The organism is Neoroseomonas marina, assembly GCF_012927745.1.
Taxonomy (GTDB): domain Bacteria; phylum Pseudomonadota; class Alphaproteobacteria; order Acetobacterales; family Acetobacteraceae; genus Neoroseomonas; species Neoroseomonas marina.
In genome coordinates this window covers 866250-882570 of record NZ_JABBKX010000002.1, presented here as the reverse complement: position 1 = coordinate 882570, position 16321 = coordinate 866250, and the positions used below count along the sequence as shown (strand labels likewise).

Genomic DNA, 16321 nt, shown 5'->3' with positions numbered 1-16321 from the left:
CGGCGGCGGAGCGGTCGGGCGGGGCAACGCGTGGGGAGCATGTCGCATGCGCGTTTGGATCGCACGAATGATCGGGGTCGGCCTGCTCGGCGCCACAGTGACCGTTGCAACGACGGCGCCCGCCCAGCAGCTGCGCGGTACGCCGGGCGCCCCGAGCGCCGTCATGACGCCCCAGGGCCTTCAGCTGCCTGCCCCGACGCCGCCCTTCACCGGCCAGATCCTGCCGAACGCCGTGGACAGTACGACGGCCTGGCCGCCGCAGGTCATGCCGCCGGACCGCGCCCCGAACGTCCTGCTGATCCTGACCGACGATGTCGGATACGCTGCCCCTTCGACCTTCGGCGGCGTGATTCCGACACCGACCCTCGACCGGGTCGCCCAGGCCGGCCTGCGCTACACCACCTTCCACACGACGGCCCTCTGCTCGCCCACGCGGGCGGCGCTGCTGACCGGGCGCAACCACCACCAGGTCGGCTTCGGCAACATCAGTGAATTGTCGTCCGGCTACCCCGGCTACAATTCCATCGTCCCGCCGGAGACGGCGACGATCGGGCGCATCCTGCAGGACAACGGCTATGCCACGGCGTGGTTCGGCAAGAACCACAACGTCCCGCCCTGGGAGGCCAGCACCGCCGGCCCCTTCACGAACTGGCCCGTCGGCATGGGCTTCGAGTACTTCTACGGCTTCGTCGGCGGCGATACCTCGCAGTGGCAGCCCGGCAACCTCTTCCGCAACACCACGCCCATCCATCCCTATGTCGGGCAGCCGCCGGGCAGCTGGAACCTCATCACCGCGATGGCGGACGACGCCATCACCTATATCCGCACCAACACCGAGATCGCGCCGAACCGGCCCTGGTTCATCCACTATGCCCCGGGCGGCACGCATGCGCCGCACCATCCGACGCGCGAATGGATCGAACGGATCGAGGCGTTGCGCCTCTTCGACGACGGCTGGGAAAAGCTGCGCGAGCGCATCTTCGAGAACCAGAAGCGGCTCGGCGTCATCCCCGCCAACGCGGTGCTGCCACCCTGGCCCGACTTCCTGCCGCGCTGGGACAGCCTCTCGGCCGACGAGAAGCGGCTCTTCATCCGCCAGGTGACGGTCTACGCCGCCTACCTCGCCTACACGGACCATGAGATCGGGCGGGTGATCGCCGAGGTCGAACGGCTCGGCCAGATCGACAACACGCTGATCATCTACATCAGCGGCGACAACGGCAGCAGCGCCGAGGGCTCGCTGAACGGCACGCCGAACGAGGTGATGTACTTCAACGGCGTCGCCATGACCGCCGAGCAGCAACTCCCCTTCATCCCGGTCTGGGGCACCGACCGCACCTACAACCACATGGCGGTGCCGTGGACCTGGGCCTTCGGGACGCCCTACCGCTGGACCAAGCAGGTCGCCTCGCACTTCGGCGGCACGCGCAACGGCATGGCGATCTCCTGGCCCGCCCGCATTACCGATCGCGGCGGCATCCGCAACCAGTTCCACCACGTGATCGACATCGTGCCGACGATCCTCGACCTGGTGGGCATCCCGCAGCCGAACATGGTCAACGGCATCGCGCAGCGACCGATGGACGGCGTCAGCATGGCCTATACGCTGCCGCGGGAGAACGCCGCGGCGCCATCCACGCGGCACACCCAGTACTTCGAGATCCTAGGCAACCGCGCGATCTACCACGATGGCTGGATCGCCAGCACGACGCCCGCGGCGCCGCCCTGGGCCGGCGTGACCGCCCCCATCCCATCGGACGTGATGAACGGGTACCGGTGGGAACTCTACAACATGACGGAGGACCCGACGCAGATCCGCGACCTCGCCTCGGCGCAGCCTGACCGGCTGCGGTCGATGCAGGAACTGTTCATCATGGAAGGCACACGCAACCAGGTCTTCCCGCTGAACAACTCGATCTCGGCGATGATCGCGGCGCGGCCGGGGCCGGCGGCGGGACGGAACCGCTTCGTCTATTCGGGGCCGTCCTGCTGCACCCAGGCGAACGCCGCGCCGAACACGCTCAACCGCTCCTACCGCATCACCGCGGAGATCGAAGTCCCGCAAGGCGGTGCCAACGGCATGCTGGTCACGCAGGGCGGCCGCTTCTCCGGCTGGGGCTTCTACCTGCGCGAGGGCCGGCCCGTCTTCACCATGAACCTGCTCGACGTCGAGCGCGCGAAGTGGGAGGCGCCGCAAGCCTTGCCGCCCGGTCGCCACACCCTCGTCTTCGACTACACCATGACGCCGCAGGGCCCGATCCCCTTCGGCCATGGCGGCACCGGCGTGCTGACCGTGGACGGGCAGGAAGTGGCGCGCCGGTCCATCCCGCGCTCAACGCCCTTCACCTACGCCTGGGACGAGACCTTCGACGTCGGCATGGACACCGGCACGCCGGTGGACGACCGCGACTACCAGGTGCCGTTCAACTTCACCGGGCGCATCGGCCAGATCGTGGTCGAGACCGGCGAGACGCCGGTCACGACCGAGGTGGTGATCCGTTTCCTCGCCGAACTCGCCGCGCGCGCCCGCGACGCGGAACGGCCCGCGCCGGGCGTGGCGCCGGCGCAGCAGCGTCGGCCGTGACCCGGATGGCCGGTGCGGGAAACCCGCGCCGGCCGCCGCGCGCGCGACCCGGATGACGGCGTCGGGCGACGGCAGCCGCCGTGGGTTGCCTCGCGCGTCTCGCACCTGGATGTTGACCCTTGGCCTCCCGCCATCCGGCGTGACAGCGTGACCGTCGATGGTTGATCGACCGCCACCCGGGGCCGAATGACAATGCTGGCGTCTGCCCGGCGCGCCGCCGCCCTTGGTGCTGCCGCGCTGCTGATCTGCCTGCCGGTGACGATCGCCGCCCTGCTCGTTGTCCCCGCCGTGCCGACAGCGCAGGAAGCCGCGCGGCCCGGCTTCGCCGGCTCCGCCTCCTGCGCCGGCTGCCACGCCCCGCAAGCCGAGGCCTGGCGTGACAGCGACCACGCCCGCGCCATGGCCGCCGCAACGCCGCGCACCGTGCTCGGGGACTTCTCCGGCCCGACGGTGACCGATGGCCACCACACCGCGACCTTCCTGCGCGACGGCGACCGCTTCCTGATCCGCACCGACGGACCGGACGGCACGGTCGCGGATTTCCCGGTCAGCGAAACCTTCGGGGTCGACCCGCTGCAGCAGTACCTGGTCCTGTTCCCCGACGGCCGCCGCCAGCCCCTGCCCTGGGCCTGGGATAGCCGTCCGCCCGCGGAAGGCGGCCAGCGCTGGTTCCACCTGATGCCGCAGGAGGCGCTGCGCTCCGGCGATCCCCTGCACTGGACCGGCCGCGACCAGACCTGGAATGTCATGTGCGCGGCCTGCCACACCACAGGGCTCGAGCGCGGCTACGACGCGGCGCGCGACACCTATGCCACACGCTGGACTGAACTCGGCGTCGGCTGCGAATCCTGCCATGGGCCGGGCGCGGCGCATGTCGCCTGGGCGCGCGGAGGCGCGCGCACGGAGATCGCGGGCCGGGGCCTCGCGGTCGCGCTGCGCGACGGATCGGGCGGCGCGTGGCGCTTCCGTGCCGACGACCCGCGCGGCATCGCGCAGTGGGACGGTCCACCCCGCCAGGCCGCTGCGGTACAGGTCGAGACCTGCGCCCCCTGCCACGCCCGCGCCCGCCCGATCGTGGCCGATCCGCGGCCGGGCATGCGCTTCCTCGACACGCACGCGCCGCTGCTGCTGCTGCAGGGCGAGTACCAGGCCAATGGCCGCATCCAGGGCGAGGTCTTCGAGTGGGGGTCCTTCGCGCAGAGCCGGATGCAGCGCGCCGGCGTGGTCTGCGCCGACTGCCACGACCCGCATAGCGGCCGCCTGCGCGCCGAGGGCAATGCCGTCTGCGCCCAGTGCCACCTGCCGGCGCGCTTCGACACGGCCGACCACCACCATCACCCCGAAGGCAGCCCTGGCGCCCAGTGCACGTCCTGCCATATGCCGGCTTCGACCTACATGGGCGTGGACCGGCGACGCGACCATGCCTTCTCCCTGCCGCGACCCGAGGTCGCGGCCGCGGTCGGCGCGCCCGATGTCTGCACCTCGTGCCATCAGGGCCGCAGCGCCGGATGGGCGGCGGAGCGGATCGCCGAATGGTTCGGTCCGCGCCGGCGCGACGACCCGCATTGGGCGCTCGCGATCCAGGCCGGGCGGGACGGCCGGCCCGGTGCCGATGCCGCGCTCGCAACCATCGCAACCGATCGCATGCAACCCGCCATCCTGCGCGCCACGGCCATCTCGCTGCTGCCCATGCTGCCATCCCAGGCAACGGCAGGAGCGATCGGCGCCACGCTGCTCGATGCGGAACCCCTCGTGCGGGCAACCGCCCTGCGCGCCCTCGAAGGCCTGCATCCCCGCAATCGGCTGCACGCCGTCCGGTTCCTCACCGACGAGGTGCGCCTGGTGCGCGTGGAGGCCGCGCGCGCCCTGGCTCCGGTCCCGATCGACGCAATGCCCGAGAGCGCGCGGCCCGCCTTCGCCCGTGCCTGGGAGGAATTGCTCGCGAGCGAACGCGTCGCGGCCGAGCGGCCGGAAGCGTGGGTGAACATCGCGGCGCTGCTCGCCGCACGTGGCGACCTCGGCGGCGCCGAAGCCGCCTATCGCACTGCACTGGCCCGCGAGCCCGGCAACCTGGCGGCCCTCGTCAACCTGGCGGATTTCGAGGCGCGCCGAGGTCATGCCGACGCCGCGGAGTCCGCGCTGCGCCGAGCCGTCGCGGCGCATCCACAGGAAGCCGCGCCTCGCTTTGCCCTCGGCCTCGCATTGGCGCGACGCGGGCAGTCGTCGGAAGCGCTCGCGATGCTGGCCGCCGCCGCCGCCCTTCGCCCCGACGAACCGCGCTACCCCTATGTTCGGGCCATCGCGTTGAACGATCTCGGTCACCGGGAACAGGCGGTCGCGGTCCTGCGCGCCAATATCGAGCGCCATCCGCAGCATCGCGACAGCCTCATGGCCCTCGCGACCATGGAACGCGACCGCGCCAACTTCGCCGAGGCGGAACGCCTTGCTGCCGCCGTCATGGCGCTGAACCCGACGGATCGCGAAGCGGCGGCATTGCAGGCGCAGCTTCGTGGCCTGCGACAGCGCCTTCCGTCGCCTCGATAGCAGGCTGCGGTCGCGTCACGATGCAGCGGCGGGAGGACGGCACGGCGGTACTGCTGGCCACGCACGACCTCGGCGTTGCGGCGGACCGCGCGGATTGCGGCGTGGTGCCGCGCCAGGATCGAGCACGTCGCCTGCCGGTTTCGGTGTTCGGACGCCCCCGGCGGCCCCGTCGGGCGGGAAGCGCCCGCGCGTGGCCATCGCCGTGCCCTGGGGCCACAGCCCCGCGTTGTGGTGCTGGATGAGGCAGTCTCGCCCCTCGACGTGCCGGTGCAGGCGCGCATCCTCGAATTGCTGGACGAGTTGCAGCGGGAGCTCGGCCTCTCCTATGTCTGCGTCTCCCACGACCTGGCCGTGGAACGGCTGATCGCGGGCACCGCCTCGGTCATGCGGGCCGGACGGGTCGTGGTATCGGGACTGGACGGTGTTCCACGCCCCGGCCCATGACGACACGCGCGACCTCATCGCGGCCATTCCCGGCGGCGGCGGCGTAGCAGGAAAGGCAGCGCAATGAAGCTCGGCTTCTTCACCCGGGTCCTCGACGAAGGCAGCGCGGCGGAACGCTACCGCTGCGCCCTCGCGCAGATCCGTCACGCCGAGGCCCAGGGCTTCGACAGTGCCTGGGTGGCGCAGCACCATTTCCACGAATTCGAGGGCGGCCTGCCGTCCCCCTTCGTCCTGCTGGCGCAGGCGGCGGCGCTGACCAGCCGCATCCGCCTGGCGACCGGCATCGTCACCCTGCCGATGGAGATGCCGATCCGCGTGGCCGAGGATGCGACGGTGCTCGACATCATGTCGGGCGGGCGACTGGAACTCGGCGTCGGCTCGGGCGGCAACCCGGAAGCCTTCGCCGCCTTCGGGCTGAAGGATGCCGACCGCCGCACGGTATTCGCCGACAAGCTCGAGGAATTGCTGGGCGCGCTACGCGGGCAGCAGTTGAACGGGGGTGACCGCGTCTATCCCGCGCGCCCCGAGTTGCTCGAGCGGATGTGGTACGCGACCTTCTCGGTGGATGGGTCCCGTGCGGCCGGCAGGCTCGGGATGGGGCTGCTGCTGTCGCGCACCCAGCCGCGCGCAAAGGAGGCCCCCGATGCGAGCCTCGCGGACATCCAGGATCCGATGGTGGATGCCTATCTCGAGGAGCTGCCTCCGGGTGTGGCGCCGCGCATCCTCGCCTCTCGCTCGGTCTTCGCGGCCGATCGCCGGGAGGACGTGATGCGCTTCGCCGAGGTCGGCCTGCAGCGCTACCACAAGCGCCTGGTGGCGCTCGGTCGCGTGCCCGATGCGCCGCGCTCGACCGAGGAGATCATCCGCCGCCAGGACGTCCATCTCGGAACGCCGGAGGAGGTGGTGGCCTCGCTGAAGACGGACCGCATCATGGACCGCGCGACCGAGCTCGCGGTGCAGGTGCACTCGGTCGATCCGCCCCACCCCTACGTCTTGCGCTCTATCGAGTTGGTCGCCGAACATGTCGCCCCGGCCTTCGGCTGGCGCCGCGCGGCGGCGGAGGCCGCGCGCGCGGCCTGAGGCGACGACCAGGACCACGGCCATGACAAGGACGGAATACGAATGGATGTGATCGACACGCTGGCCGGCATCGCGCCTGGCTCGCGCATGGATGCCGTGCGCGACGGCCGGAAGGTCGCGCGCACCCACGCGCAGAAGAGCTACGACGTCCTGCTGACCCCCGCCGCGCCCGGCGATTTCAGCATCGCGGAACGCTTCGCGATCGCCGCCTATGTCGCGGGGCTGCATCGCGCCGCGCCGACCGCGGTGCACTATGCCGCGGGCCTGCGCGAGCATGGTGGGGAGGCGTTGGCCGGCGCTGTCGCCGCCGCCGTGGCGCAGACCGCGGCCGAGGGGCCGAAGGGCGCCTATCCGCCCGGCCCCCTCAGCGTCGAGGATACGCCCGCACCGCCCTTCGCCCTGTCGCCGGAGGTGGCCGCGGCGCTGGGCCCGAAGCTCGTCGCCGCCTTCGCGCATACGCATTACCTGGTGTTCCACCCCCGCGATGCCGCGGCGTCGCGCTTCGTGCCGCTGAAGGCTGCCGGCTGGAGCGAGGACAGCATCGTGTCCCTCTCGCAGCTGGTCTCCTTCCTCGCCTTCCAGATCCGCGTCGTCGCCGGCCTGTCCGTGCTGGCCGCGACGCCCTGAGGTTCCGCGCCATGCCCGACACCGCTGTGCCGTCCCCCGTGCCGAACGTCTTCACCCGCGCCCAGATCGGCTGGGTGCCCTTCGTGGACCCGCTTTCCGAGGCCGAGCTCACGCCGCACCACATCGCCGCGCTGATCGATGCGGCGCGCGCGAAGTCGGAGTATTTCCGCCTGCTCGCCCGTGACCCGGATGCGCTCGAGCACCGTACGCGCACCGACAAGGACATCTTCTACAACCCCGAGGCCGGGGCGCCGCGCGCGGATCGCGAACTCGCCGCGGCGGCGGTGTCGCGCTTCAACGGCTGCATCTACTGCTGTTCGGTCCACGCCCGATTCGCGGCGACCTATGCGAAGCGCGAGACCGATGTCGACAAGCTGCTGGCCGAGGGCGTCGGCACCGACATCGGCGAACGCTGGAACGCCATCGTGGCCGCGTCCGTCGCGCTGACAGCCATTCCGATGACCTTCGGGCCGGAGCACGTTCGCCGGCTGCGGGCGACGGGGATGGACGATCTCGCCATCAGCGACATCATCCAGGCTGCGTCCTTCTTCAACTGGGCGAACCGGCTGATGCTGTCGCTGGGCGAGGCCTCGGCCGACCGTCCGCCGAACGGTGCGTCGCGCTGACTGCGCCGCCGCACGACCGTGCGGCGCCTTCAGCGCCATGGCCGACAGACCCGCGAACCAGGTGTGGGCATCGCACTGCACGCGGCGTCGACGCCCTGGATGCACACCGTCGCGACGTTCGGCGGCACGGTGCGGGTCGCGGAGACGAGCTGCTCGATCTCGTTGTCGCTGTCGTTCTGATGGGCCGTGACGCGGATGCACGGACGATCGCCGGGCACCGTCATTGCACGCCAGCCATTGCCACCGCGAGTCATTCTCAACTATCGTTCATCTGCCCGATGCGGATCAGGCGACGGCCCGGCATCGGCCGCGCGTTGCGGCCGCCGCAGCGCGGATGCGAGCGCCATCTGCACAACAGGTCTTGATACGTACAAGCCGCGCGATGCGTGTAGACGAACGACGCCGCGCGCCCCCGCAGGACGAGTCGCCTTGGGCGGTGCCGTCGCGGCCCATGAATGGCCCGGGCTGCTGCATCGATTGCATCCGCTTGGTATGGCACTGGCATGGCCTTCAGAGTGGAGATCGATGCAACCGATCCTGAGCATCTCCGGCGTTGAGAAGCGCTACGATTCCGGGCTGACGGCGCTGGGGGGAATCGACCTCGAGGTCAGGCGGGGCGAGATCTTTGCGCTGCTCGGTCCCAACGGGGCGGGCAAGACAACGCTGATCAGCATCATCTGCGGCACCGTCACGATGAGCTCGGGGAGGGTGCTCGTCGGCGGTCACGACATCGTGAGGGACTTCCGGGCCGCGCGGTCGATCATCGGTCTGGTGCCGCAGGAGATCGCCCTCGACATCTTCTCGACGGTCTGGAACACGGTGCGCTTCAGCCGCGGCCTGTTCGGCCGGTCGCCCGATCCGGCCTATCTGGAACAGCTCCTGCGGGACCTTTCGCTGTGGGACAAGCGCGACAGCAAGGTCATCGAACTGTCCGGCGGCATGAAGCGGCGCGTCATGATCGCCAAGGCGCTGAGCCACGAGCCCGAGCTGCTGTTCCTCGATGAGCCCACCGCCGGCGTCGACGTCAACCTCCGGCGTGACATGTGGGCCGTGGTCCGCCGCCTGCGCGACAAGGGCGTCACCATCGTCCTCACCACGCACTACATCGAGGAAGCCGAGGAGATGGCGGATCGCGTCGGCGTCATCGACCATGGGCGCGTGCTGCTGGTCGAGGATATTGCGACGCTGATGGAAAAGATGGGCAAGCGCCGCCTGACACTCACGCTGCAGCATCCGATGGCGGCGATCCCGGCGGAACTGGCCGCCTGGCCGCTCGAACTCGCTGCCGACGGGCATCAGATTCTGTACACCTTCGACGCCCGCGCGGATGCCACGGGAATGCCCGCCCTGCTGAAGCGTCTCGGGGAGCTCGGCATCGACTTCAAGGATCTCGACACCGAGCGGAGTTCGCTGGAGGAGATCTTCATCAGCCTGGTGGAGCGCGCCTGATGTTGCGAATCAATCACCGCGGCATGTGGGCGATCTACCGGACCGAGATGCAGCGCGCATTCCGGACGATCTGGCAGAGCATCGTCACGCCCGTGATCACGACGGCGCTGTACTTCGTCGTCTTCGGCGCCGCCATCGGATCGCACATGCAGCAGGTCGGCGGCGTCGACTACGGCGCCTTCATCGTGCCGGGCCTCATGATGTTGACGATCCTCACGCAGAGCGTCTCGAACGCATCGATCGCCATCTACTTCCCGAAATTCACCGGGACGCTGTTCGAGCTGCTCTCCGCTCCGCTCTCGGCCTTCGAGGCGGTGGTGGCCTATGTCGGCGCGGCGGCGACGAAATCCGTCGGTATCGGACTCATCATCCTGTTGACGGCCACCTTCTTCGTCAGGATCGAGATCCTCCACCCGTTCTGGATGCTCGCTTTCCTCCTGATCACCTCCATCGCCTTCAGCCTGTTCGGATTCATCATCGGCATCTGGGCAAAGAGTTTCGAGCAGCTCGCGATCATTCCCTCCCTGGTGGTGACGCCCCTCACCTTCCTCGGCGGCGCCTTCTATTCCATCGACATGCTGTCGCAGCCCTGGCGGGCGATCAGCCTGTTCAATCCCGTCGTCTACCTGGTCAGCGGCTTCCGCTGGAGCTTCCATGGCGTCGGCGACGTCAGCATCGCCGCGAGCCTCGCCTTCATGACGTGCTTCATGGCGCTGTGCCTCGCGATCCTGTGGTGGATGTTCCGGACGGGCTATCGGCTGAAGCCGTAACCTGCCCCAAGACCCACGCCGACGCCGCTACGGCTTGATGTCCGGCCCGACCGGCTTCCGAGCGTGCGCGCCTCGGGCAGATCCAGGTCGGGTATGCTCGTCTGTTCGATATGGATCTCGGTCCCGCCGAAGGCGCGGCTCCTCCCGGTCGTGACGTTCCGGAAGGACATTCGGCGGCTGCCGCCCCCCGGGGCCTCGGGATGATGGACCGTGCGGACGTATCCGAGGGACGAGACGCCGGCACGGTTCATCGAAATCGCCCTGCGCGACGCGGCGCGCCTGCTCCTGTCGCGCGACCGTCCCCTCAGGCCGATCGCAGCACAGGTGGGACTGTTCCCGCCCGCGCGCCTGGCGGACGCTCTCAAGCGTCGCTTCGGCATCGCTCCGCGACTGTGCCGCGATATGCATGCCGAACCATGGAATGGAGACTTCGGGCAGGCTGCGCCGGGCCATTTGCCGCCGGCATGCACGCTTCGCCGTCACGCATCCCGGTGGATGGCACAGCGCGGCACGATGCCGCTGCGACATGTCCGCCTGGCGAACAGCATCCAGGTGCCCTCTGGTGCGTCTCGTGCCGACCGTCCTAGCGTTCCGAGACGCGGTGGCCGTCGCCATCCTGAGGGATTCGAACCGATGGCTCAGCTGTTCCGGCGCACGGCGGCCGCGATCCTCTCTCTGGGCAGCCTTCTGCTGCTCCCGGGGCCAGCCGTGGCGCAGGACGTCTATCCGTCCCGCCCCGTCCGGATCATCGTGTCCTTCGCCCCCGGCGGCGGGGCCGACATCATGGCCCGTCTTCTCGCAGTTCCCTTGGCACGCGAGCTCGGCCAACCCGTGGTCGTGGAAAATCGCGCCGGCGGTGGCGGCGTCATCGGCACCGAAGCCTGCGCCCGCGCGCCGGCGGACGGCTACACGCTCTGCCTCGGGTCCACGACCACGCATTCGATCGTGCCGCACCTCCAGCAAGGGCTGACCTGGGACCCGATCCGGGATTTCACCCACATCACCAACCTCGGCTTCCAGCCGAACGTGCTGGCGGTGAACCCCAACCTGCCGATCCGGACCATGCCCGAACTGATCGACTGGGCCCGTCGCAATCGCGGCGCCGCCTACGGCACCAGCGGCGTCGGTACGTCGAACCACCTCGCCGGGGAGTATCTGAGCCGCCAGTTCGACCTGCAGCTCAACCACGTCGCCTATCGCGGCGGGAACCTCGCGCAGCAGGACGCGGCTGCGGGACAGATCCCGATGGTGATCGACCAGATCACGGCCATGTTGCCGCTGATCCAGTCCGGCCGGCTGCGGCCCATCGTCGTTGCCGGCAGCCGCGGCCGTTCGGCGCTGCTGCCGGATGTCCCGAACATCACCGAGGGCACGCTGCCGGACTTCCGCGTCGAATCCTACCAGGCGCTCTTCGCCCCGGCCGGCCTGCCGCCCGCGGTGGTGAACCGCATCTACACCGCCGTCGTGAATGCAGTGAACAACTCGGATGTGCGTCAGCGCTTCGTGGAGATGGGCACCGAGCCCGTCCTCAACACGCCGGCCGAGTTCAGCGCCTATCTGCGGGAGACCTCGCCGATGTATCAGCGGCTGGTGGAAATCTCCGGCGCGCGCGTGAACTGATGACGACGGCACCGCGACGGGAGGAGAGCGTCCGCGCCGTCCGGCGCGCGCTCGATCTGCTCGCGACGATCAATGCGACGCGGGGGGCCACCGTGCCCGAGCTCGTGCGCAACACGGGCATCCCGCGACCCACCGTTCTCCGCCTGCTCTCGACGCTGGCCGAAGCCGGATACGTCCTGCGGAACCCGCAGGGACGACGGTGGGAAGTAACCCCGCGCGTCGTCCGCCTCGCTTCCGGCTTCAATTTCGACACCTGGCTCGCGGCGACCTCGGGCCCGATCCTGCTCGACCTTCTCGGCAAGGTGGGCTGGCCAAGCGACGTCATGATGCTCGGCGGCACGGAGATCCACGTCCGGGCCTCCAACCGCCCGCAATGCGGCGTCGCCATCGAAGCCAACTTCCAGGGAATGCGCTCGCCGCTCGCGCAGTCGGCCTCGGGGCGCGCCTACCTCGCCTGGTGCCCGGAGGCGGAGCGGCGGCGCCTGCTGACGCTCTGCGTGCCGCGGGTGGAGGAACGCCTGGTGCTGCGGGAGCTCGACGCGACGCGCCGGCGCGGCTACGGCATGCGGGACGCGGCGCTGAAGCCTCCCGTCGGGGCCATCGCGGTGCCGGTGATGCTCGGCGGTTCGGTGGCCTGCGTCCTGGATCTCGTCTTCCTGCCGCGGGTCGAGCCCGTGGAACGCATCGCGGCGCGCTGCCTGGCCCCGCTGCGCGAGGCTGCGGCCGCACTCGCCACCGCCTTCGCGACGCTGCACGCTGCTCATCCTGCGGACGATCCGCCGACGGGCTCTGGCGCCGGCGCAGCATCCCCCTGACCATGGCGGCCGCGCAGCGAGGAGGCGCAACGCCCGCCATGATCCGCATCGCCACCGATATCGGCGGCACCTTCACCGATATCGCGCTCGAGGCCGGCGGCCGGCTCGTGACGGGAAAGGTTCTCACGACACCGGCCGCGCCCGAACGGGGCGTGCTGCAGGGTGTCAGCCAGTTGCTCACCGAAGCTGGCGTGGCGCCGGACCAGGTCGGCGTCTTCCTCCATGGAACGACACTGGCGACCAACGCCGTGATCGAGCGCAAGGGCGCGCCGACGGCCCTGGTCATGACGGAAGGCTTCACCGACACGCCGGAGATCGGGCGCGAGCACCGCTTCGACCAGTACAACCTCTACCTGGAGAAGCCCGCACCGCTGGTGCCGCGCGATCGCCGCTTCGGCCTGCGTGAGCGCATCGATGCCGACGGTGGCGTGGTCGAGCCCCTGACCGACGCCGAGATCGAGCGCGTCGCCACGCTGCTCCGTGACAGCGGCGTCACCGCCGTCGCGGTCTGCCTGCTCCACAGCTACGCCAATCCGACTCATGAGGAAGCGCTGGCCGCGGGTCTGGCGCTGCGCCTGCCGGAGGTGTCCGTCTCGCTCTCCTCACGCGTCTCGCCCCTGATCGGCGAGTTCGAACGGTGCTCCACCACCTGCGCGAATGCCTATGTGCAGCCGCTCGTCGCCTCCTACCTCGCGCGGATGCAGGACGGGCTGCGCAGCCTGGGCATCATGGCGCCGGTGCTGGTGATGATGTCCGAAGGCGCGCTCGCCTCGGTGGAGACGGCAGCGCGCCTGCCGGTCCGCCTGATCGAGAGCGGGCCGGCCGGAGGCGCGATGCTCGCCGCGGCGGTGGCGCGGCGACTGCGTCGCGATCGCCTCGTCGCCTTCGACATGGGTGGGACCACCGCGAAGATCTGCCTGATCGAGAATGGGCGCCCGACGCAGGAAAGCAGCTTCGAGGCCGATCGCGTCTACCGCTTCAAGAAGGGCAGCGGACTGCCGTTGCGCATTCCCGTCGTGGAACTGGTCGAGATCGGCGCCGGCGGCGGATCGATCTCCCGGGTCGACGGCGCGGGGCGCCTGCTCGTCGGGCCCGACAGCGCGGGCGCGGCGCCCGGCCCGGCCTGCTACGGACGCGGCGGCACCCAGCCCACGGTGACGGATGCCGATCTCATGCTGGGAAGGATCACCCCGGCCCGCTTCGCCGGCGGCACGCTGTCGCTGGACGTCGATGCCGCCGCGCAGGCGATCGGCGGCACCCTCGCCGCTGCGCTGGACCTCCCGCAGGATGCGACCGCCGCTGCGATCGCCGAGGTGGTGGAGGAAGCGATGGCGTCCGCCGCCCGCACCTACGCAGCCGAGAAGGGCAGCGACCTGGCGGGATGGACGTTGCTGGCCTTCGGCGGTGCCGCGGGGCTGCACGCCGCCGGCGTCGCGCGTCGTCTCGGCATCGATGAGATCGTGCTGCCGCCGAATGCGGGAGTTGGGTCGGCGATCGGCTTCCTCGTCGCGCCCGCCGCCTTCACCGTGAAGCGCAGCGCCTTCGCGCCGCTCGCGCGTCTCACGCCCGAGGAAGTGACCGCGATACGGCGTTCCATGCGCGAGGAAGCTCAGGCGATGCTGCAGGGCCTCGGGGACATCGCCGCGGCCGAGGAGAGTTGGACGGTGGACCTGCGCTACACCGGCCAGGGCACCGAGATCACCCTGCCGCTCGCGCCCGATCCCCTGGCGACGTTGACCGACCGCCTCGGTGCGGCGTTCGAAGCCGAGTATCTTCGGCGCCTCGGCCTGCTGCCGCAGGGTGTTCCGGTCGAGGTCGCGGCCTGGAGCCTGACGGTGACGCTGCGCGCGGAACCGACCGACGTCCTCGCCGCCCCGCCGGGTCCAACGCCGCCGGCCGCGCGTGGCGCGGCGCGGCTCTACGACCTCGACCATGGCGTCCACCGCAATGCCGGTCTGGTCGAGCGACGCGCCATGCCGGCCGGCGACAGTGTCGCCGGGCCCGCGGTCGTCGTGGAGGACCACACCACCCTCGTCATCCCACCGGGCATGACCGCACATTGCGACGCCGAGGGCTTCCTGATCCTGCGCACCGAAGGACTTGCCGCATGACGCTCACGGCGCGCCAGGCGATTGCGATGCAGGTGATGTGGAACCGCCTGCTCAGCGTGGTCGAGGAGCAGGCGCAGACCCTGATCCGCACGTCCTTCAGCCCCGTCACGCGCGATGCCGGTGACCTGTCCGCGGGGATCTTCACGCCCCAGGGCGACATGATTGCGCAGGCGGTCACCGGCACGCCGGGGCATGTCAACGCCATGGCGCGCTCGGTCGGACACTTCCTCGCCGCGATCCCGGCTGAGGATTGGTCGGACGGCGATGTGGCCATCACCAACGATCCCTGGATCGGCACCGGCCATCTCAACGATTTCTGCGTCGTGACGCCGGTGTTCCGGCATGGTCGGCTGATCGGCTTCTTCGCCAGCACGACGCATATCGTCGATGTCGGCGGCCAAGGCATCGGCTTCGACGGGCGCGACGTGTTCCATGAGGGCATCCGCATCCCCGTGCTGCGCTTCCTGCGCCAGGGTCGGCCGGACGCACATGTGGAGCAGATCCTGCGTGCGAATGTGCGCTTCCCGGATCAGCTGATGGGTGAACTCTTCGCGCTGGTGGCCGCGAATGCGGGCGGGTGTCGCGCCCTGCTGCGCATGTGCGACGAGTTTGCCCTGGAGGATCTCGGCCCCCTCGCCGCCTTCATCTTCGAACGTTCGGCGGCAGGCATGCGGGCTGCCATCGCGTCCCTGCCCGAAGGCTGCTTCGACACGACGATGCGGATCGACCTGGTCGGCGAACCGATCGAGGTCACCGCGAGCATGGTGGTGAAGGACGGCACCATATCGCTCGACCTCGGCGGAGAGCTCGCGCCGCATCCCCGCGGCGTCAACGTGCCGTTCTGCTACACCGAAGCCTATGCCGCCTTCGGCGTGCGCTGCGTCGTCGGGCCGGACATTCCCAACAATGCGGCGTCGCTCGATGCGGTGCGCATCTCGGCGCCGGAGGGCTCGATCCTGAATGCCCGCTTCCCCGCACCGGTCGCCTCCCGCCATATCCTGGGGCACATGATGGCGGACCTCGCACTCGGCTGCCTTGCCGCGGCGGCACCCGAGCGCGTGCCGGCCGAGCACAGCGGAACCTTGTGGAACCTGCGGCTCGCACGCAGCGAGGGACCACGCACCTTCAACATCCTGTGCTTCCACAGCGGCGGCGGCGGCGCCCGGCCGTCGCAGGACGGCCTGGCCGCAACGGCCTATCCAAGCGGGGTGCAGGCGATCCCGGTCGAGGTGAGTGAACGGGCCGCGCCCATTCTCTACCGCCGGCGGACATTGCGCCCCGACTCAGGCGGTGCCGGCACCTGGCGTGGCGGGCTCGGCCAGATCATCGAGGTTGCGCCGCGGGACGGATCGCCCGTCGATGTCGGCGCGTCCTTCCAGCGCGTTTCGACCCCGGCCCGCGGCCGGCGGGGCGGGCAGGACGGCGCGCCGGGCGCGGTGCGGCTGTCCTCCGGCAAGCCCTTCCGGGCGGCCGGGCGCCAGCCCATCCCCGCCGGCGACAGCCTGATCGTGGAAACCCCTGGCGGCGGTGGATTTGGCCCGCCGCAGGCACGGGATCCGGCCAGGATCGCGGAGGATGTCCGGCGGGGTCTCGTGACCCCCGACGCCGCACGCCGCGACTACGGCGCGACGTCCTAGAGGCCCCTCCCGCG

At 70.3% G+C, this 16321-nt stretch carries 12 protein-coding genes; all 12 read left to right on the top strand.

The genetic code is table 11. The annotated features are described in order from the left end of the window. The first annotated feature begins 46 nt into the window (after nt 1-46). The 12 genes from GWK16_RS09505 (at nt 47) to GWK16_RS09450 (ending at nt 16307) form a co-directional block, all read left to right on the top strand. Complete coding sequence (locus GWK16_RS09505; RefSeq protein WP_211187227.1) at nt 47-2584, top strand: arylsulfatase; 2538 nt, start codon at nt 47-49, stop codon at nt 2582-2584. Between the two features lie 192 nt (nt 2585-2776). Next, entirely contained in the window at nt 2777-5128 is a 2352-nt protein-coding gene (locus GWK16_RS09500) for a tetratricopeptide repeat protein (protein ID WP_170053667.1), read from the top strand. Nucleotides 5129-5359: 231 nt separating this feature from the next. After that, nucleotides 5360-5572, top strand: a complete 213-nt coding sequence (locus tag GWK16_RS25530) for a hypothetical protein (protein WP_170053666.1) — start codon at nt 5360-5362, stop codon at nt 5570-5572. 63 nt (nt 5573-5635) lie between these two features. After that, nucleotides 5636-6652 carry a putative FMN-dependent luciferase-like monooxygenase gene (locus tag GWK16_RS09490; protein WP_170053665.1) on the top strand — a complete coding sequence of 339 codons (1017 nt, stop codon included), beginning with the start codon at nt 5636-5638 and terminating at the stop codon, nt 6650-6652. A gap of 42 nt (nt 6653-6694) precedes the next feature. Then, complete coding sequence (locus GWK16_RS09485; RefSeq protein ID WP_170053664.1) at nt 6695-7279, top strand: CMD domain protein; 585 nt, start codon at nt 6695-6697, stop codon at nt 7277-7279. A gap of 11 nt (nt 7280-7290) precedes the next feature. Next, nucleotides 7291-7905, top strand: a complete 615-nt coding sequence (locus tag GWK16_RS09480) for an alkylhydroperoxidase domain protein (RefSeq protein WP_170053663.1) — start codon at nt 7291-7293, stop codon at nt 7903-7905. 429 nt (nt 7906-8334) lie between these two features. Next, nucleotides 8335-9354 (top strand): ABC transporter ATP-binding protein, encoded by a 1020-nt coding sequence (locus GWK16_RS09475; RefSeq protein WP_248291229.1) that lies wholly within the window; start codon nt 8335-8337, stop codon nt 9352-9354. Then, nucleotides 9354-10124, top strand: coding sequence for an ABC transporter permease (locus GWK16_RS09470; RefSeq protein ID WP_170053662.1), 771 nt, complete (start codon nt 9354-9356; stop codon nt 10122-10124). Before GWK16_RS09475 ends, GWK16_RS09470 begins: the two co-directional genes overlap by 1 nt. Nucleotides 10125-10757: 633 nt before the next feature. After that, entirely contained in the window at nt 10758-11744 is a 987-nt protein-coding gene (locus GWK16_RS09465) for a Bug family tripartite tricarboxylate transporter substrate binding protein (protein WP_170053661.1), read from the top strand. Then, the gene (locus tag GWK16_RS09460) at nt 11744-12559 is read left to right on the top strand and encodes a helix-turn-helix domain-containing protein (RefSeq protein ID WP_170053660.1); all 816 of its coding nucleotides are present in this window, start codon (nt 11744-11746) and stop codon (nt 12557-12559) included. The genes GWK16_RS09465 and GWK16_RS09460 overlap by 1 nt, the downstream gene beginning before the upstream one ends. A gap of 38 nt (nt 12560-12597) precedes the next feature. Continuing rightward, the gene (locus GWK16_RS09455; RefSeq protein ID WP_170053659.1) at nt 12598-14670 is read left to right on the top strand and encodes a hydantoinase/oxoprolinase family protein; all 2073 of its coding nucleotides are present in this window, start codon (nt 12598-12600) and stop codon (nt 14668-14670) included. After that, nucleotides 14667-16307 carry a hydantoinase B/oxoprolinase family protein gene (locus tag GWK16_RS09450; protein WP_170053658.1) on the top strand — a complete coding sequence of 547 codons (1641 nt, stop codon included), beginning with the start codon at nt 14667-14669 and terminating at the stop codon, nt 16305-16307. The genes GWK16_RS09455 and GWK16_RS09450 overlap by 4 nt, the downstream gene beginning before the upstream one ends. Nucleotides 16308-16321 lie beyond the last annotated feature (14 nt).

Excerpts from the sequence above, each read along its gene's own strand:
- GWK16_RS09450 (WP_170053658.1), top strand. The coding sequence starts at position 14,667 with ATGACGCTCACGGCGCGCCAGGCGATTGCGATGCAGGTGATGTGGAAC.
- GWK16_RS09460 (WP_170053660.1), top strand. The coding sequence starts at position 11,744 with ATGACGACGGCACCGCGACGGGAGGAGAGCGTCCGCGCCGTCCGGCGC.
- GWK16_RS09490 (WP_170053665.1), top strand. The coding sequence starts at position 5,636 with ATGAAGCTCGGCTTCTTCACCCGGGTCCTCGACGAAGGCAGCGCGGCG.
- GWK16_RS09485 (WP_170053664.1), top strand. The coding sequence starts at position 6,695 with ATGGATGTGATCGACACGCTGGCCGGCATCGCGCCTGGCTCGCGCATG.
- GWK16_RS09480 (WP_170053663.1), top strand. The coding sequence starts at position 7,291 with ATGCCCGACACCGCTGTGCCGTCCCCCGTGCCGAACGTCTTCACCCGC.
- GWK16_RS09465 (WP_170053661.1), top strand. The coding sequence starts at position 10,758 with ATGGCTCAGCTGTTCCGGCGCACGGCGGCCGCGATCCTCTCTCTGGGC.
- GWK16_RS09505 (WP_211187227.1), top strand. The coding sequence starts at position 47 with ATGCGCGTTTGGATCGCACGAATGATCGGGGTCGGCCTGCTCGGCGCC.
- GWK16_RS09500 (WP_170053667.1), top strand. The coding sequence starts at position 2,777 with ATGCTGGCGTCTGCCCGGCGCGCCGCCGCCCTTGGTGCTGCCGCGCTG.
- GWK16_RS09470 (WP_170053662.1), top strand. The coding sequence starts at position 9,354 with ATGTTGCGAATCAATCACCGCGGCATGTGGGCGATCTACCGGACCGAG.
- GWK16_RS09455 (WP_170053659.1), top strand. The coding sequence starts at position 12,598 with ATGATCCGCATCGCCACCGATATCGGCGGCACCTTCACCGATATCGCG.